A 20,112-nucleotide genomic window follows, 5' to 3' on the forward strand; every position below is an offset into this window, starting at 1 on the left:
AGAAATCCTGAGAAAAGGGCGGTCGGAGCCCGCGGGGCTCGACGACGGCAGGGTTCGACAGCGCACAGCAAGGTGCGTATGCGCCGACGGGACCGGGCACGGCAGCGTGCCCGGTCCCGCGGACGGAACCGAAAAAACAGGAAACTAGGCTTGCGGAGGCTGCCAGACGGCAAAGGCCCGCGGCTGCGGGGCCGGGCTCGTCAACGTTGCAAACGGCCGGGCAGCATCGCCTACCGGGTGGGTGGCCGGAAGAACCACGGCCGTAGCGGCAGGCAAGGAGGTACCAGCGCAGCAGTGGCACTGGCACAGGGGAGTACACCAATCCTGCTGGTGATGCGCGGCGGCATTGGTCTGCGCCGTAATGCGGGCACGCGCCGGCTCCGGCGGGTTCACCGCCCCGTCAGCACAGGGCAGACAGGCCAGCAACAGCAGGTAGAGCGCAAAAAAGACCGCGAAAAAACGCATAGCAGAAAGGGGCAAACGCTGCAAACATACGTACTCGTCGCCAAATAGATTCCTCTACCAGGTAATTAACAGGCGTAGCAGATCAGCATGATGGGTTTAGGTTGGGGAAATAGACCTGAAAAACACGGCATGAGGCTGGCTTCGACCCTAATCGCTGGTTATAAAATAAGCTGAAGCAACCAGTTTTTCGCCGGGCACACCACTAGGCTAAAATCTTCGTAACCGGCAGTATACAGGTGTTGAGTTCGCTGAGCGAACTGACGTCAGGGGCAGCGGCAGCAAACAGAATGCATTCAGTGTTAATTTCTCTGACCCCAGCAGCTGTCCACGCAAAATCACGCATTATTCCCGCGTCCTAACGCCGAAAACTTACCCCCAGAAAGTACGTTGTTTCTGTGTCTTTCGTCAGCGGGTAGTTCAGGCCCACATCCAACTGCACGTTATCCGTCACCCGCCAGATGGGCCCGCCGTTGAGCGTCGCGGCCCAGCCTCTTTCCCGCCAGTCCCAGGCCCCGGCCACTTCTACAAACCCACCCAGCGTTTTGTACAGGTCGTGGCCCACGGTCAGGGTCGGGGCCAGTTCCAGGCAGTGACGCGCCGTGGCTTCGTCGCGCACCCAGGTAGCTTGCAACTGGCTGCCCAGGCTCCAATCGTGGGGTAATTGGCAGGCAAACGGTGCCACCACGCCGCCTTCCCAATTGTGGTTGCCAGTGCGCCGACCCGTCGGCAGCTTTACGAAGGGCATCAGCGCCAGCGCCGTGCGGCCCCCGTCGTTACCCCACAGGTTGCGCTTCACCCGCAGCGTCAGGTCCCCAAAGCCGGCCCGTGCCCCCGGATGCTCGCCCCGCTCCGTCTGCGCCGTGTACGATTCCACCACCAGCTGCACATCCATCGTGCGCGTCAAACCTAGTTTCAGATTGGCATGGTTCAGCCCCAGCTCCTGGTGCGTGTCCTGCTTGCCAAACCGCTGCCGCCCCAGCCGCAGCACGTCGGTTTCCACCTGAAAATGCCCCGCGTCCACCAAGTAGGCGCTTTCCGTCGCGTCGGGCCGGTCCGTACTCATTGGCCGCAGCCGGGCCCGGGGCACCGGCCGCAAGAGCGAGTACTGGGGGGGGCGACGATTCAAGGAATCCGGCGCGACCCCTTGGCTCTGCGCTGACAAGGCTACAGGCAGTGAACAGAATACCAGGCAGTAGAAGGAGAGCATACGTGTATTTTAGACAAACCTAAATATTTTTTTAGGCAAGCTTACATACTCGCTTATCTACGAACTGGTTTTTTATATCAGTTTGTGATAGCCGATTGCCACCTAGTTAAGGGAGGCTTATCTTGGAGCAACTCGGTGCGTTTTATTCAGTTCTATTGCTCTTCACTGACGTGCAATGGCCCATTCAGCATGATATCAGTACTTTCTCTGCTTAACAAGCTGTTGCATGCCCGTAGAATTTCTCAGTGACGAGCAAGCCGCCCGCTACAGATGCTACTACGTGGCTCCTGGCCCTGAGCAAATAGCCCGCTTCTTTTACCTGAGGTTCGCTGATTTGGCGTTCGTGGCCCAGCGGCGCCGGCCATGTAATCGGCTGGGCTGCGTGGTGCAACTCTGTACTCTTCGGTTTCTGGTTACCTTTCCACCCGACCCACTCGATTTGCCAACGGTTGTCGTGGACACCCTACCCGCGCAGTTGGGTGCTGCACCGCCCGAAATAGAAGAACATCGCAAACGTATAAGTACTAGGGACGATCAGCAGGCCAAACTGCTGGTGTAACTCGGTTACATACTCATTGAAGCGAAGCAGGCATTTCGCCCTACCCACTGGCTGTATGCGCAGGTGACAACCAGCCCGGTACGTCACAGCATTTTATTTAATTTGGCTACTGCTCACCTAGTAACGCCCCGCGTGGTACAGCCGGGCGCTACGATGCTGGCCCGCTTGACTGTCCTGGTACGGGAGTGTACTAGCCGCACGGTGTATCGGCAACTTGCTGCCCGGCTTTTAACGCTGCAGTGCGCCGCACTGGAAGATGTATTGATTCTGTTGCCTGGAGAGCGATTTACGCCGATGCAAGTCCTCCGTACGCCTCCTACCCGCGTGTCGGCTCCAGCCCTGGCAGGAGCCTTTTGGCGGCTGGAACAATTGCGGGCCGTAGGCGTGGGAGACATTTTGGTACGTGACTTACCGGAAGATCGAGTGACACGCATGGTGCGCCACGCGCAGGTATCATGGGCTCAGAGAGTAAGCCGGATGCTCGAGGACCGGTGTTTGGCGACATTGCTTGTGTTTATGCACGCCTTGGAACGGACGGCAACGGACGATATTCTCGACTTACTAGATGGACTTGTGAGCACGCTGGCGCTACGCGCTGAAAACAAGCTCCGAAGTGAACTGCTCCGCTGCCTGGGAGGTCTGGACAAAGCAGCTTTCATGTTACACCACTAGTGCGAATGGTCGTGAATGAACTGATGGTGGCTTGGTGGGCGCTCGCTTTGGTCAGCAGCAGCCTGCCCAATAGCTTCCCAGTTATCAATAAAACTCCCCGTAGCCGAAAGGGTAATAGCGCAACAGATTTTTTTCACGGTTAAAGCAGTTAGTAGGCTAAAATACAGCGTAGCAGACTAATTTATAAGACCGGGCTAAAGGGAACAAGGCGAAAAACGACAGGTAGATAACAAAAACAAGCTGTCAGCAGATGCTGACAGCTTGAATTAGAACCAGGCATTCCTGGTATGGGTGCTGCAATACGTGTGGGATCAGATGTCGGAGCAGGCGTTTGCTTCAGGGACGAACTGGGCCTCAAGTTATCATGGAAGCCAACTATTTTTGGGCTTCAATCACGTTATTTTTTTACTTCCTGGCCGTTGGCGTCGAAGAGGAGGTCCATCTTCTTGCCGCTTTTCAGCACCTCGGCCTCGTAGGTGGTAGCCCCCGTACTGGCCGACACGATTTTGGCGGCTTCCGTGACTTTATAGCTTTTGTAAGAGCTGGCTAGCTTGGCCCGCACGGCAGCTGGCAGCTGCGACGGCGCCATTTCCGATTCAGTTTCCAGCAGCTCACCGCTGGCACTCAGCAAGGCCGACATTTCCACGTTGCCCTGCTCAAAGCCGGCTTCGTACTTGTCACCTTCCTTTTCCCATTTCACTTCTTTGACCTGGGGGAACTTCTGCTTAAACGCCGCAACGACTGCCGCGGGAACCTGGGTCGCCTTCAGCTGCTGCGCCTGGGCGGGGGCGGCCAGCGCCAGAGCGAAGGCGGCCAACACAAGATAGTGTTTCATGGGGAGGTTTTGAAAGATCTATGGCCAAAACTACCCCCTGATTCTGTCGATATTCTGGAATCCGACGCTGTCCGTAAAAATTATAACACCATCACCAAGGTCGCCCCCGTGGCCCCATTGGCGTAGCTGGGCAGCAGCACGGCGTGGTGGCCAAACCGGCTGGTTGGGCCGATGACGCGGCGAGTGGCGCGCTGCAGCAGCGGGTACACCCGGTACACTATTTCCGTGGACAGCATGCCTACCCCGGCCCCGGCCACCACGTCGGAGAGCCAGTGGTTATCCTTGGCCACGCGCAGCCCGGCCACGCCCGTGGCCACAGTGTAGCCGCCCACCCGGTACCAGATGCTCTGGGCACCGTACTCTTTGTCCAGAAACCGGGCCGCCGAAAACGCCGCGCTGGTGTGCTGGCTCGGAAACGACTCGAAGCTGTTGCCCTGGGGGCGCTCCACGCGGGTGATGCGCTTAAGGTTGCTGGTAATCGTGTTATTAAGCGTGTAGGTGAGAGCAAATAACACGGCCTGGTTGAGCGAGTTATGCTCGCCCTTCACCCCCAGCAAACTCAGGCCCAGCGTGGTGTAGGCGGGCGCGTGGCGAAGCTGGTCGTCGAGGTTGGTACGCACCCAGCGCAGGTGTTCCCGGCTTTCCTCCCGCACCGCTTCATCGGAATTGATTACCTCGACATGCTCTGTCGTGAGGGCCCCGGCTGCTATTAAAGCCGCCGGCACTACCAGCCCCCGCAGTACGACCCAGGTAGCGGGCCGGACCCGCTGCACCATTACGGAAGAGGTAGCGTGGGCACTATCGGGCACCAGCAAGCCCGGCGTTAATGCCGTTTGCTGAGCCTGCGCCGCCCCCACTGACCAAGCCAGCACACCTCCACTTATAAGGGGAAAAGCTGTTTTTCTCATAACCTAACGGGGGGAGCTGGAAACCTTAACAGGTTGGCTGAGCCGGTGCCCATCGGCCAGGAAGCGGAAGCGCATCGCGGGGCCACCGGGCGCGGCGAGCAGCAAGTTGTAGTGGAAGCCGGCCGGCGTTTCAACCAAGTGCATCGCCCGGCGCTGGTAGGAGCGGTAGTAGCGCTGCAGCGAATCCTGCAACCCGGGCGGTATGTCTTCCCCAAGCATCGCCAGCTGAGTTTCCTGCACCTGGCCGGCCGCGGTCAACCATACGTCTACGGGGATGGTCTTCCAGATAAAAGAGGCGTGTAGCCGGTTTGAGTCCGGGTGCCAGCGCAGCTGCTCCAGGTGCGTGCCGAATTTCTGGCGCAAAGCGTTTTGCGCTGCTGCTGGCACCGTGATAGGCTGGCCACTGCCCGACTCGCATCCGGTCAGAGCGGCTAATGCTCCAAGGCCAAACAGGAAGAGTAAAATGTGTGGGCGGAGCCGTGAGAGCATACAGGGAGGAAAAGCCAAGCCTGGAGTGGTTTGGCCCGCAGTCTATAAATCGAATCTGAAGTAATTCTGACGTGCGGCCTCAGAACTGACGCTGGCTTAGCCCGCTGACACTTGAGTATCCGGAGTGGAAGCTGCCTTTTTGGGTGCGAAGTCCACCCGCAAGGTATGCAGGCTGGTAGTCGGCTCGAAGCGGTAGCGCACGGTAAAGCCATAGTACTGGCAGATTTGCTGCACAATCGACAAGCCCAGGCCCGGCGAATCGGAAGCAGCTTGGTGCTTGCGGAACCGCTCGAAAAAGCGGGCTGGGTCGCCGGTCACCGTTGGGCCCGTGTTGCTCACTTCCAGGTACGCTGGAGTCAGCGTCACATCAATAGTGCCCCCGCGGTGATTGTGCTTAATGGCGTTCTGCAGCAGATTGTGTACCAGCGAATCGGTCAGGCCGGCGTGCATCTGCAAGGCTGGCACGCCGCTGAGGTGGGTGCGTAGCGTCACGTGCCGTACATCGGCCAGCGACTCAAACTGAAGCACTTTTTCTTCCAGCAGCCGGTCCAGGCGTTGCGCAGAGGTGTCTGCGAACTGACGGTTCTCGATTTTACTGAGTAGCGTGAGGGCCTGGTGCAAGCGCGAGAGCCGCAGCGTGGCCCCGTACAGCTCCGACACCAGCGTAGCCAGCTCCGGGTTTACCAGTTCCGGCAGCTGCAGCATCTGCTCCAGCTTGGCTTGCATAATGGCCAGGGGGGTCTGGGTCTCGTGGGCGGCATTAGCCGTAAACTCCCGCACGGCCTCGTAGTCGGCTACCAGCCGCTGGCTCATCAGGGTCAGGGCCTGGTTTAGCTCGGCAAACTCATCGGTGTTGGTCGGCGGAAACGTCAGCACCTGGTCCTGCTGCACGCCGTAGCCGCGCAGCACCCGTAGCGTATTGCGGAACGGGCTCCACAGCCACTGCCCCAGCCAGCGGTTAATCAGAATAACGCCCAGCAGCAGTAGCCCCAGCACGCCCACCATCACGCCCAGTACCACGGCCAGTACGTCCTCGGTTTCCACCAGTGACTTGCGCAACGTTACCCAAACCAGCTCTTGCCGCACCCGTAACGGAAACGTAAGCTGGCGGTGCGGCACCATTTCCTGCTCCTGTGGGTCGAGCAGCAGCGTGTCGCTGTAGCCGATGCGCTGGGGTCGGTGGCTGACTGCCATCTGGTACTCAAAGGGGGAGGTGGGCAGGCCCACACCATTCTGCACCCGCTGCTCCAAATATACGCGGCGATTGAACAACTGCTCTTCCACCTCGTGCTGCAAGGCGCCGAATAGCCCGTAGTAGAGTACCGCACTGGCCACAATGAACAGCACCGTGGTCAGCAGCAGGTAGTAGCGGTTGGTTTTGGTGAGCAGCTTCACTCGGTGCTGAGTTTATAGCCCACGCCGTACATGGTACGGATGTAGTTGTCGGCCCCTTTTTCCTGGAGCTTCTTGCGCAGGTTTTTCAGGTGGGTATAAATAAAGTCAAACGAGTCAGCACTGTCCACGGCATCGCCGCATAGGTGCTCGGCAATGGATTCTTTGGTCAGCACCCGGTTAGGGTTGGCGAGCAGAAACAGCAACAGATCGTATTCCTTACGGGTGAGTACCAGCGGCTGGTCCCGCACAAACACCTCGGCTTGCTCGGGCCACACCAGCAGGTCGCGGAAAGCAATGTGGTGGCTGCCCTGGAACTGGCGCCGCCGGATAATGGCCCGGAGCCGCGCGTTCAGCTCAGCCAGGTGAAAGGGCTTGGTCAGGTAGTCATCGGCGCCCAGGTCCAGGCCCGTCAGCCGGTCATCAAGGGCATCACGGGCCGAAATAATCAGCACGCCGGCCCGGGAGCTGTCGGCCTTCAGTTCGCGAAGAATATTCAAGCCGTTGCCGTCGGGCAGGGTTAAGTCTAGCACCACACAATCGTACTGATATAGCTTGATTTTCTCCAGCGCCTGCTGGTAGTCCCCGGCGACCTCGCAGACGTATCCCGCCTGCCGCAGGTAGTCTACGAGCGTATTGCGCAGGTAGACCTCGTCTTCAATCAGCAGCAGTTTCATGGTAAATGGGCAAAAGCAGGTCTTCCCTGATGGGATAGTGAAGGCGAAATAAGTCCGTAAATCTGAAGGAAAGCTGAAGCGCCGGGCTGCCGGCGCGTTCAGGCGGGGGTAGTATTGGATCGCCTTACCTCCCAAAGAGACGGGCAACGTAAAATGCGGCCCCGGCCGCGGCGGCCCCGGTGCTGGCCATCTTGAGGGCCCCCCACACCGGCGGCTGGCCGGTGATGCGGCTCTTGAAGTAGCCGAAGATGAGCAGGCAAACCAGCGTAATAAGGGCCGACCAAAGCAGGCCCTGCCAGGGCGTGCTGGTGAGGAAATAGGCACTGAGCGGAATGAGGCCGCCCACGGCGTAGGCCCCGGCGATGGTCACGGCGCTTTTGGGAGCCTGGCGGGGATTGGGCGCTTCCAAGCCCAGTTCGTACTTCATCATGAACTTCACCCACTGTTCAGGGTCAGCTGTCAACTCCTGCATGGCCACTTCCTGGGTGGAGGGGCTCAGGCCCATTTCAGCCAACAGCTCCTTAACTTCGCAGCGCTCCACCTCGGGCACTTCCCGTACTTCCTGGTGCTCGCGCCGCAGTTCGGCGGCTTAGTGCTCCACCTCGGTGCGGCCGGCCAGGTAGCCGCCCAGGCCCATGGCAATGGAGCCGGCCACCACTTCGGCCAGGCCCGCCGTGATGACGAGGCTGGACGAGGCCACGGCCCCGCTTAGGCCCGCCGCCAGGGCGAAGGGCACCGTCAGGCCATCCGACAGACCGATGACGATGTCCTGCAGCATGGCCGAGCTGGTCAGGTGCGTTTCGGTGTGGGCACGTATTTCAAGAAAGGCGCGGGAGTCGGGCTGCATGAGCAAAGAAATAGTCAGTTAAAGACTATGAAATAAAGTGCCGCTACCCCAGGCGTTTGCCAAATCAATTGCGCTGTCCCCGAAGTAGTCGGCTATTTCCCCCTAGTATGCTGCTGCCGCATTACCGGCTCCCGGCGTCTTTTACAAACACTTTAACTCCGGTGTATTCGGCAGAATTGTTCTTTGACGGCACGGGCACCACCACCAGCACGGGCTCGTTGCCGGTAAGGTTCGCCAGGCGCAGCAGGGGCCGATAATCATGAGTTTGTGCGTGCGCGGATTGAATCAGATAGCTGTACACTCTTCGGGTGCGCGCGCTGTAGCCGACCCGCAGCAGCAGTGTATCGCGGCGAAAGAGGCGGACGCTTTCGGAGGCGTCATGCGCGGCTACGCTGTCCCACTTGGGCCGGCCCAACTTGCTTTCCACGCGGTCAATATCCAAGCCCAGCAGGTCGGGGACGTTGAATACGGGCGCAGTCTCGGCTGCCTGTTTTACGCTGTCCGATTTGGAACCGCAGCTAGAGGTAAGCAAGCCGATGGTCAAACACAGAAGCAGCCGGTAGCAGGGATGCCTGCAAACGCGCAAGAATCTTATCATTGAATACTTAAGTTTGTTGACAGGTTGGCGTAGGCAGTGACTGATGACCCCTGCTGACCGCGACATTGTGGAAGAAGTTGATTTTCCGGCCGACTTAAGCGAGGTTGGCCGATTTATGCTTTATGCGACCGGGCTTGACTGGGCAGATAAGCTCATCAGGGGCACGCGCCACGGCCGGCAGGTGGTCGCGCCGCGCCCGAAACTTTTCGCCAAACTTTCGGGTCAACGAGACCGCTATCTGCCGGTAATCGTCGGCGGCGAGGTACACCAGCAGCGACTTGTCCATGGGTCGGGCGGCCACCGTGCGCACCGCGTCGGGGTCTACCGCCACCGAAGGCGAAAGGGCGCCATGTGGAGTCAGGCCGCTGCTGAGCAGCAACACCAGCCCGGCTCCGGCCCAAGCGACGCGCAACCTGATTGAGGGGTTTGGGTTCGTAGTGGGGCAGACGACAGTCATCGGAGCTAGGCGACGGCTGGTTCTGCCCGCGCTGGTTCCGCTCCGGCCTTGCGGCCGAAAGCCCAATACAGCGCGGGCATGCCCAGCAGGTTAAGCACCGTGGAGGTGATGACGCCCCCGAGAATAACCACCGACATGGGGTGCTCGATTTCAGAGCCCGGCTCGTTGCCGGCCAAGATGATGGGCAGCAGGGCCAGCACTGAGGTCAGGGCCGTCATGATAATGGGCGATATCCGCTCCAATGAGCCGCGGATAATCAGTTCCTTACCGAATGGCATGCCTTCCTCCACTTCCAGATGGCGGTAGTGGCTCACGAGCATGATGCTGTTGCGGGCCGCCACGCCCAGTACCGTAATAAACCCCACGATGGAGCCCAGCGAGAGCACCCCGCCGGTGAGAAACGCCGCCAGCAAACAGCCCGACACGGCGAAGAATAAGCTCAGAATCCCCAGTACGGCCAGGCGCACGGTGCCGAAGTCGGTGTAGAGTACCAGGAAGATACCGATGAGCGAGAGGCAGACCAGCAGGGCCATGCGGTTCTGCGAGGCCTGTCGCTCGGCGTACTCGCCCAGGATTTCGGGGTGGTAGCCGGCGCCGAAGGCCACGCCGTCCACCTGCGCCTGCACGTCGCGGGCCACCGAGCCCAGGTCGCGGCCCCGCACGTTGAGCGTTACGTCGATGCGGCGCGACGAGGCCTCGCGGGTAATTTCGTTGGGCGTGGGCACGATGCGCACGTCGGCCACCTCGCGTAGGGGCACGGCCCCGCCACCAGGCAGGCCGATGAGCAGCTCGCGCACGGCCCCGAAGTCGGCGCGCATGGCTGGCTGGCCCCACACGGCTACGTCGAAAATCTTTTGCTCCTGGTAGATTTCGCCCACCTTCCGGCCCTTCACCACGGTGCTGATGGCCTGCAGCACCGTGCCGGGATTCAGACCGAATCGGGCCGCGGCTTCGGGCTTCATCTTCACCTGAATCTGGGGCACGAGCGTCTGCTGCTGCACTTTGAGGTCCACCACGCCCTCTACGCCTTCGAGCTTGCTGCCCACTTCCTTGGCCTTGGTGTAAAGCTGGTCGAGGTCGGGGCCGAAGATGCGCACCACGATGGTGGCCGAGGTACCGGTCAGCACTTCCTTGATGCGCTCGCGCAGGTAGGTCAATAGGTCGCGGTACAGGCCGGGGTAGCCGTCGACCACCGTCTGGATTTTGGCCACGGTGGCCTCATAGTCCACCTTGGGGTCGACGGAAATCCACAATTCGGTAAAGTTGGGACCCACCACCTCGTCGGCTACTTCCGCCCGGCCGATGTGGGCCCCGAAGTTGCGCACGCCGGGAATGGCGCGCAGCTCCTTGCTGGCCCGCACCGTGATGCGCGACATGGCCTGCAGCGAGGTGCCGGGCTTCTCTACCCAGTGCATGAGAAAATCGTACTCCTTGAAGTTGGGCAGAAACTCCTGGCCGAAAAACGGCAGCGTGAGCATGGAGATAACCGCGGCTGCCGTCAGCGACCAGGCCACGCGCTTGGGCCGGGCCAGCAGGGTGGGCAAGATGCGGGCGTAGTGCCGTTTGAGCCAGGCCACCACCGGCGCATCTTTCGACTTTTTCTCCGCCGCCTTAGGCAGCAGAATCAGGGCCAGGGCCGGCGTCAGGGTCAGGGCCACAAACAGCGAGGCCAGAATGGCCAGCACGTAGGCAAAGGCCAGCGGCTGGAAAAACGCCCCCGACAAGCCCGGCAGCAGGAAAATGGGCAGCAGCACCAGCGCCACGATAACCGAGCCGTAAATCACGGCCGAGCGTACCTCCATGCTGGCCTCGTACACCACCGCAAAGGCCGTTTTAGGCGAGCCGGCCTCGTGATTCAGCCGCAGGCGGCGCATGATGTTTTCCACGTCGATAATGGCGTCGTCCACGACTTCGCCCAGGGCAATGATGAGGCCGGCCAGCACCATCGTGTCGATGGTTTTGCCGGAGTAGCGTAACGCTAACGCCGCCGCGATGAGCGAGGTGGGCAACGCCAGCGCACTGATGAGGGCCGTGCGCCACTCGTACAGAAAAAACAGCAGCACCAGCACCACCAGTACGCAGCCGATGAGCAGGGACTTGTTCAGGTTGCTGAGCGACATTTCAATAAAGGTCGCCGGCCGGAAGATGGTCGAGTCGATTTCCAGCCCCTTCAAACCGGGACGCATGGCATTTAGCGCGGCTTCCACCTGCTGGGTCACGGCCAGGGTGTTGGCTCCCGGCTGCTTTTCCACGATGAGCAGCAGGCCGGCCCCGTCGTTAATTACGGCGTCGCCGATGGGGGCGGGAAAGCCCTCGACCACCTGCGCCACTTCGCCCAGCTTCAGGCTCACGCCGTTGCGGAACGTGACGGGCATCTGGGCTAGGTCAGCAGCGGACTGGATGGCCGAGCTTTGCGACACGGCCAGGCGCTGGTTGGGCGAATCGATAAAACCGCCGCCGGCCAGCGCGGTAGCGTCGGCCGCCGCCTTTTCTACTTCGGCCAAGGTCAGACCCAGGGTGCGCAGCTGCTCGGGGTTCACCAGCACCTGCAACTGCCGGTCGCGCTGCCCCCAGATGGCTACGTTGGCCACGCCGGGCACGGCCATCAGGCGGGGGCGGATGCTCCAGCGGGCCAGCGTGGTCATCTCCACCTGGGTCAGACTATCTGACGACACCCCAATTTTCAGCACCCGGCTCGTCGAGGACAAGGGTGAAAGCATCACCGGAGGCCGGGCTACGCCGGGCAGGGTAGGGGCCACCCGTGCCAGCCGCTCCTGCACCGCCTGCCGGGCGTTGTTGATGTCGGTGCCTTGAGGGAAGTACAGCACCACCGACGAGAGGCCCAGCACCGATTTGGAGCGGATTTTCTTGACCTCGGGCGTGCCGTTCAGGGCGTTTTCCAGCGGCACGCTCACCAGGGCTTCCACCTCGGCGGTGCTCAGGCCGGGGGCTTCGGTCTGCACTTCCACGTAAGGCGGCGCAAACTCCGGAAACACATCCAACGGGGTGTTACGCACCACCTGCAGCCCTGCTGCCAGCAATACGCCAAACAGGATGACTACCACCAGCCGTAGTCGCAGCGCCGATTCTATTATCCACTTCATCGCTTAGTGGCTGCCGCCAAATTCGGTTCCGAATAACTCCGCCGCACCGTCGGTCACGACTTCGGCGCCGGCTTTCACGCCCCGCGAGATGACCACCTGGTCCCCCACTGCCCGTTGCACCTCCACTCGCTGGCGGACGTACTGCAAGGGCTTGGTGCGCACGTACACCCACTGCCCGCCCGAGGCGTCGTAGAGTAGTGCGGCCGTAGGCACAGTCAGCGCCGCCGTACTGGTAGCCGCACCCGTCATACCATTTGTGGCGCCGCTGGCCGCGTTGCCCAGCGTCACGTCCACGGCCACCCGCTCGCCGGGGCGAAAGGCCTCGTCGGTGTTGTCAATCTCGTAGAACACATCGGCCGTGGCCGTGCCCGCCGTGCCCCCAATGGTGGGCGCTTCCACCGGCCGCGCTTGCCGGGCCGCGCCGCCGTTCAGGGGCCGCACGGTCACTGCCTGGTCCTTGCCCAGGCGGCGCAAGTCGCCCACGAACAGCGGTACCCGCACCCACACCTTGTTCAAGGAGGCCAGTTCCAGCAGCACGGTGTTGGCCGTCACCAGCGAACCCGGCGCGACCGTGACGCGCTGCACTACCCCGCTCAACGGTGCTTTGATGGGCAGGCTCTGCCCGCCGCCGGTGTTGCCGTTCAGAGCACCCTGTCGGGCCCGGGCATCGGCCAGGGCCCGCTGGGCCAGGGCCACGTCGGCGCGGGCATCATCGCGGGCGCGCACGCTGCCCGCGCGGTCAGCCAGCAGGGCCTCGGCCCGTTGCAGGCGCGCCTGGGCTACCTGCAGCTGGGTGCGGGCCTGGGTGGTGCCTTGGTCCAGCGTGAGCAGGTCGCGCTCGGCGGGCAGTGCCACCAGTTGGTACAGGGTTTGCCCCTGTCGCACGCGCTGGCCGGCCGTGAGGCTGGCCCCGCCACGCAGCGTGCCCTGCACCGGGGCCACGATGGTCACAGCCTGGCCCGGTACGGCCTGGATTTCGCCGCCCACCTCGCGGGTGGCCTGCACGTTGTCGGTCTTGACCGCCACGGTTTTAATGCCCAGCCGCTTTTCCGCGTCGGCGGTAATGGTCACCGTGGTCAGGTCTGACTCCTTGACCGGGTTTGCAACCTCGGAAGGGCTGACGGCTTTGGGCTTTTCAGCTTTGCCGCAGGCAACTGCGCCACAGAGCAGGCCACTCAGTGCCAGGCAGCGGGACGCTGCCAGCAGGGAGAATGTAAACTTGGGGAAGTACATACAGAGAAGAAATCGAAGAATTAGAAGCGGCCGCCCACAGCGTAGCGCAGCCGGGCCAGGGCGCGGCGCTGGTCCGCGCGGGCGTCGGCGGCACGCTGCTGGGCATCGAGCAACTGGCGGGTGGTTTCGGCCACCTGCACGTAAGGGAAGTCGCCGTTGATAAAGGCATTGGTGGAGCGGCGCAGCGCGTCCTGGAGGCTGGGCAGGTAGCTCCGCTCCCACAGGGCGACGCTCTGGGTGGCCTGCTCGTACTGGGCGTAGGCCTCGCGCACGTCCAGGTTCACGGTCTGGCGCAGGGTCAGGTACTGCCAGGAGGCTTGTTCCAGCTCGGCTTTCACCCGCGAAATGCGGCCCTGGTTGCGGTTGAAGAGGGGCAGGCCGATGGTTGCGCCCGGCCCCAGGTGCACCGGGTTGGGGTTGTTGAAGCGGGCGTCCAGCGAAACGATGAACGAAAACACCCGACTCCGTTCCCACCGCAGCCGCTGGCCAATGCCCTCGATGCCCACCCGCGCTGCCCACAAGTCGGGCCGGGCAGCGTAGGCCGAATCGAGCAGCGTCGGCAAGGGCGGCACCAGAGTCGCCGAGACGGGAGCGGCGGTGAACCGCAGGGAATCGGCATTCACGGAGTCCAGGCCCAGCGTAGCCAGCAGGCGCAGGCGGGCCACCCGGTTGTCGCGGCGGGCCCGGTAGTAGTCGTCGACGGCGCGCAGGGAATCGGCGCTGGGCGCCACGGTTTCCAGCTCGCTGGCCTCGCCTGCGCGGTAGCGGGCCCGCACGATGCGCGCTACTTCGGCCCGCATCACAATGGCCTCACGGGCGATGCGCAGCCGCTCATCGGCCAGCGTGATATCCGTGTAGCTTACCTGGGCGTCGCGGCTAACCAGCAGGCCGCGACTGACGAGGCTTTCGGCTACGCGCTGGGTTTCCAGCTGAGCGGCCCCCACGCGCGACGGCCGCTGCCAGAGCAGGTCAGAGGCTAGGCTCAGCGCCATGGAGAACGGGGCGGTACCGTGGGCCGTCACCAGGCTCAGCACGGGATTGGGAAGCAAACCAGCGTCTTGTAAATCGGCCTGGGCCAGCGCCAGCGTGCTCAGGTCGGCCTGGAAAGCGGGGTTGCGGGTCAGGGCCAGGCGGATGGCCTCGTCTTCGCTCAGGCCGTCCTGCAGAGTAGGCAGCGCCGGGGCCAGGGCGCTGGCGCTGCGGGCCGTGCCCAGCTCGTAGCCGCCGCGGGCTTGCAGGCGCCGGGCCACATGGTCGCGGGTGTACGCTGACTTGGTGCTGACGCAGCCGGCCAGCAGCAGCGGCAAAGCCAGTAGCCAAACGCCGCGGCGGTGGAGGGGAAAGACCAGAAGATTTGAAAGTCGATTCGGAAGGAAAAAAGTCACGGCAACTAACTATGAGTGCAACAAAGCGAAGAGCGCATGGCTACCGCATGTGAGGTTGTAAAACAGGATTGTTTTATCAGCTGTCCGCCAGCACTCTGCTTTAAAAGCATCTTGCTGTCATATGAATGGTACTTTAGGTATTTATGAAGAATGCGTGAAGCAGCACTACGCACAAGGTTAGGCACCGTTTCTGAAGCAATTCTGAATAAACCCTATTAAGCCAGAAACTAACGGTCCCGTAGTGAAAAAGCCCGTTAGCCAGCTTCCCGACTGGTTAACGGGCTTAGAATATCTTGTCAGCGCTAAACTGAGTTGTATACTAAGGGCGTGTAAAGGCGACTTGGCCGACTACTTCGGCCCTCACTCCCGAATTACCTTAGCAGGGTGGACCGGTTGAAAAGCAGGTATACACTCGTCACCCAGCCAACGGACGCAATCCAGCCCGCTAGCACATCGGAAGGATAGTGTACGCCCAGGTACATGCGCGAAATGCCCACCCCCAGCACAAACAGTGCCCCCGGCAGCCACAGCAGCCAGCGCCGGGGCGAGTGGGCCAGTATCAGCCCCAACGCCAGCACCACCGCCGCCGACCCCATGGCGTGGCCGCTGGGAAAGCTAGGCGTCGTTTCCGGAGCCAGAGATACCCAGAGTGCCGGTCGGACCCGGCCTAACAGCGCCTTCGCCAGCAGGTTGATAACCATAGCGCCTCCAACTGCCCACGAGAAAAACCAGGCTTGGTGGTAAGAGCGGCGCCAGAACAGGAAACCCGCAATGAGCAGGGTCACAACGGCCATTACCTGGGGTCCGCCGACCCGGGTCAGCAGCAGGTTGAGGGCGTCCAGCGGGGGCGTAGCATGGGCATGCAGCCACCGCAGAAAGGCCTGGTCGCCAGGGAAGCCTTCCCCCTCCCGGATTTCTGAGGCGGCCTTCAGAAACGCGCTCCAAGGCAGGATAATGCCTAGTAGCAGGAGTACTACCACCTGGCGCCGCTGCCGGAGCAAGTGGCGCAGGAGGTGAGTCAGATCAGAGAGATCCATAGTGAACAGTCTTGTAAAACCTCTTTCCGTACCAACTCACAGGGGAGCCGGCAAAAGCAAGACTAGTATCGGATTCTGAGTAAAAACTGAGGCCTAGCCACCAAGGAGCCTGCTGCAGCTTGTCCAGGTGCGTCTGGAAGTTGGCCGGACCCCGCCGCTCCAGCCGGATAGCGGCGGTCAGGCAGGCGTCAGTTTTGCTTCAGAATCAGCGGGCACCTTTGCCGTCGCACTCTATCTTATCGAGCTTGTAGCAGCGTCTGCTCACTAGTTGCCCGGATAAGGTGCCAGATGCCGCTTTCTGTGTCAGTGGCTGGATCATAAATACTTCACCTGGCTTCAGCCAACACGCCAGCTATTTCATACCGATGGCCAAGACTCCGCCTTTTTTCCAGCATAACCAGCACGCAACTGGGTTACGGTCCGCAGCTCCGGGGCCAGTACGCTACCCCTACCACGACAACGACGGGTGTCCCGTTGGTCAGCAGGTGAAGGCTGGAGGTGAGTGGCAATACTACGAGCCCACCCGAATCGAGGAAACTCGGGCACGCTGCCCCCACTGCGTGTCCCTGGACGCTGCTTATACTCGGGAAACGTAAGCCGCAAGACTCTGCTAGCTGCTGTTCTCAGCACGAACCTAATGGGTGCGGATTAGATAGATACGCACGAAGGAAAGCTCAACCACAGCCGCTCCAGAGTAAGCTTTAAAACTCAGATTTCCGCCAGAATCCGCCGTTAGGTTTGCGCGATTTCAGAACTCTTTTCCTCGCTGATGCGGGCCATGGTTACACACTAGCTACCAACATATGCGTATTGCATCGTCTTGCCGCGCCGTTTTCGCGGCGATAGTTCTGAGCCTGTCCATGCCGGCCTACGCCCAGATTCCCCAGAATCCGCCCACGCCGGCCGCGGACTCACTGCACAAATTCGAGGTGCCCGCGGCGGCGGCACCACCAGCTTCCAAACCCTGGTACAAGGGCAAACTGGTGAAGGCCAGCATTGTGCCCGCGCTGCTTATCGGCTACGGGGCCTATACCTTCAACGGGGGAGGCTTTTACACTAATCAGCAAGCCAACCGCGACATTCACAAGCTGTTTCCCACCTACCGTACGCGGCTGGACGACATCTTGATTTTTGCCCCCTATGCCGAGCTGGGATTGGTAGCCCTCTCGGGAGTAGAGTCACGCGACGACCGGCTGAACACCCTGCTGGTTATCGGCAAGTCGGAGTTATTCATGCTGGCATCCGTATTCGCGGTCAAAAACCTAACTCGGGAAACCCGCCCCGACGGTTCTGATAACCTTTCCTTCCCGTCAGGGCATACGGCCCAGGCGTTCTTGGCCGCTAGCATCGTGCACACGGAGTTCCGCGACAAAAGCCAGTGGTATGGCATTGGTGCTTATACTATCGCTACCAGCGTAGCGGCCCTGCGCATGATCAACAACAAGCACTGGCAGAGCGACGTGGTGGCGGGCGCGGGCTTCGGTATTCTCTCCGCACACCTGGGCTATCTTACCCACCGCAACCGCTGGGGCCGGCAGCCGCGCCTGGTAGGCCTGAACGTGGCTCCGGCCTATTTTGGCGGTGGCACATCCGGCCTGACGCTGAGCTGGCGCGCTCATTAACTGGCTGGCCTCATGCAGACCGCGCTGAAGAAAATCCCGGAAGTCACCCTACTCTTCTGGGTGATGAAGATCTGTGCCACCACCTTGGGCGAAACGGCCGGGGACCTGCTGGCGCAAACCCTGAACGTGGGTTACGGGGTTAGCTCCCTATTGCTGCTGGGCGTGTTCCTGGTCGTCCTGGCTGCCCAGCTAGTTGTCAGTCGGTACATCCCCGCGCTGTATTGGGCCGTGATTCTGGCCACCAGCACGGCGGGCACCACCATGTCAGACTACATGGACCGGACCATGGGTTTAGGCTACGCTACTGGTTCAGCGTTGCTGGTAACGCTGCTGGCCGTAATACTGGGGCTATGGCGGCTTAACGAAAAACCCTCTCGGTCAGTACGATTACCACTCGCCGGGGGGAGCGGTTTTACTGGACTGCCATTCTATTTTTCAACACGCTGGGCACGGCCTTGGGCCACTATATGGCCGACTACTCCGGCTTAGGGATCGCCGGAGGGGCGCTGCTTATTGGATCCCTGCTAGCCCTGGTCGTGCTGGCGTACTACTTCACCCACCTGTCGCACGTGCTCCTGTTTTGGGTGGCGTTCGTGCTCACCCGCCCGTTCGGAACTACGTTCGGCGACTTGTTAACCAAACCCTTGGCTAAACATGGCCTTGGCTTCGGCACGCAGGGATCCTCGCTGACTCTATTTGCGTTACTGGTTATTCTAGTCGCCTACACCACCTGGCGTCCCCATCGCGCTGACCTGGCAAATCCACGTCCGTTATACCCGAAGGGTAGATATTTCGCGGCAAGCGCACTAGATGCTTTGTAGCCGGATGGTGCGATAGGAGGGTAGTAGAGTATCCGCGGCTCAGCAGTTTTTCCTGCGCAGCAGTTGGTATTATGAATTAATGACTTAGAAGGTTTGTGAATTAGTATTTTTTCGATTTCCATGGAATTACACTAAGTTAGTTCCCACCAGCTAGGGCCTCAGGTCCGGGGGGAGTGAGGATTTTTAGCCCTCCTGATAGAGTAGCATACCCTCTGCTACTTTGGCCGCCCCGTGCGGCTGAATGCCCTTACATATACATACCCTACTTACGCCAGTGAAAAATACCCCGCTCAACCTATGTACCACGCGCCCCCATGGCGGTGAATACGGCCTGTACGTTGCGCTACGAGAACGGGCCGACAATGTCATGAATGCGGAAACCGAGTCAATTTACGGCCACAAACCCGCTCGGTACCTGCTGCAGGAAATAGCGGCCGGCCACAAAGCGTACTCGGAGTTGCTGATCAGTGAAGGCACCGCCATTGGGAGAAGGGAAACCAAAGAAATCCTGCAGGAACTGGCCCTACTGCACACCCACTTCTGGCAGCCAGGCAGAGTTTTGCGGGTCCGCTTTCTGGGTGGGGAGGCGCATGTGCACCGTCAAATTGAGACAATCGCCAAAACGTGGGAAACCCATGCCAACATCACGTTTGACTTTATTACGCAGGGGGAGGCGGAAGTAAGAATTAGCTTTACCCGTAGCGGCTCTTGGTCCTTGGTAGGCACGGATGCGCTGACGGAACGCGATCAGAATAAAGCCACGATGAATTTTGATCTCTCGGATGAAACGACCAGTCCGGACGCTTTCCCGGCTACGATACTGCACGAATTTGGCCATTGCCTGGGGTGCGTGCACGAGCATCAGAGTCCGGCAGCTGCTATCCAGTGGAACAAGCCCCTGATCTACAGCCGCCTGTTTCAAGCCTACGGGTGGGATCGGCAGAAAGTGGACACCAATTTCTTTGAACAAGCGGAAAAAGAGCTTATCACGAATTCCGGGTATGATCCGCTTTCGATTATGCACTATAGTTTCCCCCCAGATTTCACCGTCCCCCACACGCATAGGCCGCCTAATACCCAGCTTTCTGCCCAGGACATTGCGTTCATTGGTCGGTGTTATCCTTTTCCTGCGTCGAGCAGCGCATCCACGCTACTGAAGGGGTAGGGGCTGCACGTTAGCTCTTCTGGCCAATTTGACGCGCTACCTCGTTCTTATTACGGGTGCATCAAGCTTAACTGCGTCGGCCAGCCGCAGCAGACTGGGTGACACTACTAAAAGCAGGGGCAGGGCCAGCAGTAGCCCCCAATAACGGCAATGGCCAGGGTCAGTAAGGCAGAAATAGCGGCCAGCGCGGTCATCAGCTTAGGCCGCAGGCGGGCGACAATAGCGTAGCCGATGGCCTGGTCCACGGGGTTACCCTCGGCGCGGTTGTCAGAAAATGGCTGCAGCGTGAAGATTGCATTCTCCCCGATGATGTCCACCACCATAATCAGGCCGGTGCACGAGCTTACATGGAGGGGAGTGGGGGTGAAGTGCTGCGCCAGGCTGCCGCCGGCCGGCCCAGAACGGCCACCAGCAAAAGCAGTCCCGCGGCCTTCACGTCCCTAAATAGAAACAGCCCCACGGCAAATACGAGCAGGCACGCCGTAATCAGGATGGTGAGTAGCTCTTGAAACGACTGCTGCTGCTCGGCGTAGGATCCCCCGTACTACTTGAAGTAGCTGCCCGGCGGCAGGGGCACCAACTGGGCCAGTCACTGCTGGATGTCGCGCATGACTCCGCCTGGGTCGCGGTCGTCGAGGC

19 protein-coding genes and 1 pseudogene are annotated in these 20,112 nt (G+C 60.8%); 5 read left to right on the plus strand and 15 right to left on the minus strand.

The features are described from left to right. Window positions 1-144: 144 nt before the first annotated feature. Complete coding sequence (locus tag ABIB60_RS19120) at window positions 145-465, minus strand: DUF6660 family protein (RefSeq protein WP_139926221.1); 321 nt, start codon at window positions 463-465, stop codon at window positions 145-147. Between the two features lie 355 nt (window positions 466-820). Beyond that, a complete protein-coding gene (locus ABIB60_RS19125) occupies window positions 821-1,591 on the minus strand; it encodes a transporter (RefSeq protein ID WP_167855720.1) in 771 nt (256 codons plus the stop codon). A 307-nt stretch (window positions 1,592-1,898) separates the two neighbouring features. Between ABIB60_RS19125 and ABIB60_RS19130 the strand changes: the two genes are divergently transcribed. Next, window positions 1,899-2,231 carry a DUF4158 domain-containing protein gene (locus tag ABIB60_RS19130; RefSeq protein WP_044019274.1) on the plus strand — a complete coding sequence of 111 codons (333 nt, stop codon included), beginning with the start codon at window positions 1,899-1,901 and terminating at the stop codon, window positions 2,229-2,231. Window positions 2,232-3,300: 1,069 nt separating this feature from the next. On the opposite strand, the gene ABIB60_RS19135 is transcribed toward ABIB60_RS19130, so the two are convergent. From ABIB60_RS19135 to ABIB60_RS19190, 12 genes and pseudogenes are all read right to left on the minus strand, one after another. Continuing rightward, the gene (locus ABIB60_RS19135) at window positions 3,301-3,738 is read right to left on the minus strand and encodes a PepSY-like domain-containing protein (protein WP_044019278.1); all 438 of its coding nucleotides are present in this window, start codon (window positions 3,736-3,738) and stop codon (window positions 3,301-3,303) included. An 80-nt stretch (window positions 3,739-3,818) separates the two neighbouring features. After that, window positions 3,819-4,610: a phosphatase PAP2 family protein gene (locus ABIB60_RS19140; protein WP_180754657.1), complete on the minus strand. Its 792-nt coding sequence runs from the start codon at window positions 4,608-4,610 to the stop codon at window positions 3,819-3,821. Between the two features lie 39 nt (window positions 4,611-4,649). Next, entirely contained in the window at window positions 4,650-5,135 is a 486-nt protein-coding gene (locus ABIB60_RS19145) for a hypothetical protein (protein WP_044019279.1), read from the minus strand. A 96-nt stretch (window positions 5,136-5,231) separates the two neighbouring features. Beyond that, window positions 5,232-6,530 (minus strand): sensor histidine kinase, encoded by a 1,299-nt coding sequence (locus ABIB60_RS19150; RefSeq protein WP_044019280.1) that lies wholly within the window; start codon window positions 6,528-6,530, stop codon window positions 5,232-5,234. Beyond that, window positions 6,527-7,204 carry a response regulator transcription factor gene (locus ABIB60_RS19155; protein ID WP_044019281.1) on the minus strand — a complete coding sequence of 226 codons (678 nt, stop codon included), beginning with the start codon at window positions 7,202-7,204 and terminating at the stop codon, window positions 6,527-6,529. The genes ABIB60_RS19150 and ABIB60_RS19155 overlap by 4 nt, the downstream gene beginning before the upstream one ends. Before the next feature lie 124 nt (window positions 7,205-7,328). After that, window positions 7,329-8,051, minus strand: a pseudogene (locus tag ABIB60_RS19160) (VIT1/CCC1 transporter family protein). A 121-nt stretch (window positions 8,052-8,172) separates the two neighbouring features. Next, on the minus strand, window positions 8,173-8,595 hold the full coding sequence (locus ABIB60_RS19165; protein WP_044019282.1) for a hypothetical protein: 423 nt from the start codon (window positions 8,593-8,595) through the stop codon (window positions 8,173-8,175). Window positions 8,596-8,743: 148 nt separating this feature from the next. Continuing rightward, window positions 8,744-9,106, minus strand: coding sequence for a hypothetical protein (locus ABIB60_RS19170; RefSeq protein ID WP_167855719.1), 363 nt, complete (start codon window positions 9,104-9,106; stop codon window positions 8,744-8,746). A 5-nt stretch (window positions 9,107-9,111) separates the two neighbouring features. Next, window positions 9,112-12,210: an efflux RND transporter permease subunit gene (locus ABIB60_RS19175; protein WP_044019285.1), complete on the minus strand. Its 3,099-nt coding sequence runs from the start codon at window positions 12,208-12,210 to the stop codon at window positions 9,112-9,114. Window positions 12,211-12,213: 3 nt separating this feature from the next. Continuing rightward, complete coding sequence (locus ABIB60_RS19180) at window positions 12,214-13,443, minus strand: efflux RND transporter periplasmic adaptor subunit (protein WP_044019286.1); 1,230 nt, start codon at window positions 13,441-13,443, stop codon at window positions 12,214-12,216. 20 nt (window positions 13,444-13,463) lie between these two features. Beyond that, window positions 13,464-14,750, minus strand: coding sequence for a TolC family protein (locus ABIB60_RS19185; protein WP_052381933.1), 1,287 nt, complete (start codon window positions 14,748-14,750; stop codon window positions 13,464-13,466). A 449-nt stretch (window positions 14,751-15,199) separates the two neighbouring features. Continuing rightward, window positions 15,200-15,865, minus strand: coding sequence for a phosphatase PAP2 family protein (locus ABIB60_RS19190; RefSeq protein ID WP_044019288.1), 666 nt, complete (start codon window positions 15,863-15,865; stop codon window positions 15,200-15,202). Window positions 15,866-16,668: 803 nt separating this feature from the next. Between ABIB60_RS19190 and ABIB60_RS19195 the strand changes: the two genes are divergently transcribed. The 4 genes from ABIB60_RS19195 (at window position 16,669) to ABIB60_RS19210 (ending at window position 19,473) form a co-directional block, all read left to right on the plus strand. Beyond that, window positions 16,669-17,487, plus strand: a complete 819-nt coding sequence (locus ABIB60_RS19195) for a phosphatase PAP2 family protein (RefSeq protein ID WP_081910978.1) — start codon at window positions 16,669-16,671, stop codon at window positions 17,485-17,487. A 12-nt stretch (window positions 17,488-17,499) separates the two neighbouring features. Further along, window positions 17,500-17,976: a COG4705 family protein gene (locus tag ABIB60_RS19200; RefSeq protein ID WP_139926225.1), complete on the plus strand. Its 477-nt coding sequence runs from the start codon at window positions 17,500-17,502 to the stop codon at window positions 17,974-17,976. Beyond that, window positions 17,955-18,308, plus strand: coding sequence for a COG4705 family protein (locus tag ABIB60_RS19205; RefSeq protein WP_354582081.1), 354 nt, complete (start codon window positions 17,955-17,957; stop codon window positions 18,306-18,308). The genes ABIB60_RS19200 and ABIB60_RS19205 overlap by 22 nt, the downstream gene beginning before the upstream one ends. Window positions 18,309-18,582: 274 nt before the next feature. Further along, window positions 18,583-19,473, plus strand: a complete 891-nt coding sequence (locus tag ABIB60_RS19210; protein ID WP_156109492.1) for a M12 family metallopeptidase — start codon at window positions 18,583-18,585, stop codon at window positions 19,471-19,473. A gap of 107 nt (window positions 19,474-19,580) precedes the next feature. Here ABIB60_RS19210 and ABIB60_RS19215 read toward each other — a convergent pair whose 3' ends face one another. Next, a complete protein-coding gene (locus ABIB60_RS19215; RefSeq protein WP_231569839.1) occupies window positions 19,581-19,853 on the minus strand; it encodes an efflux RND transporter permease subunit in 273 nt (90 codons plus the stop codon). Window positions 19,854-20,112 lie beyond the last annotated feature (259 nt).

The sequence above is a fragment of the Hymenobacter sp. UYP22 genome, from assembly GCF_040547285.1.
In the GTDB taxonomy this organism is placed as follows: Bacteria; Bacteroidota; Bacteroidia; order Cytophagales; family Hymenobacteraceae; genus Hymenobacter.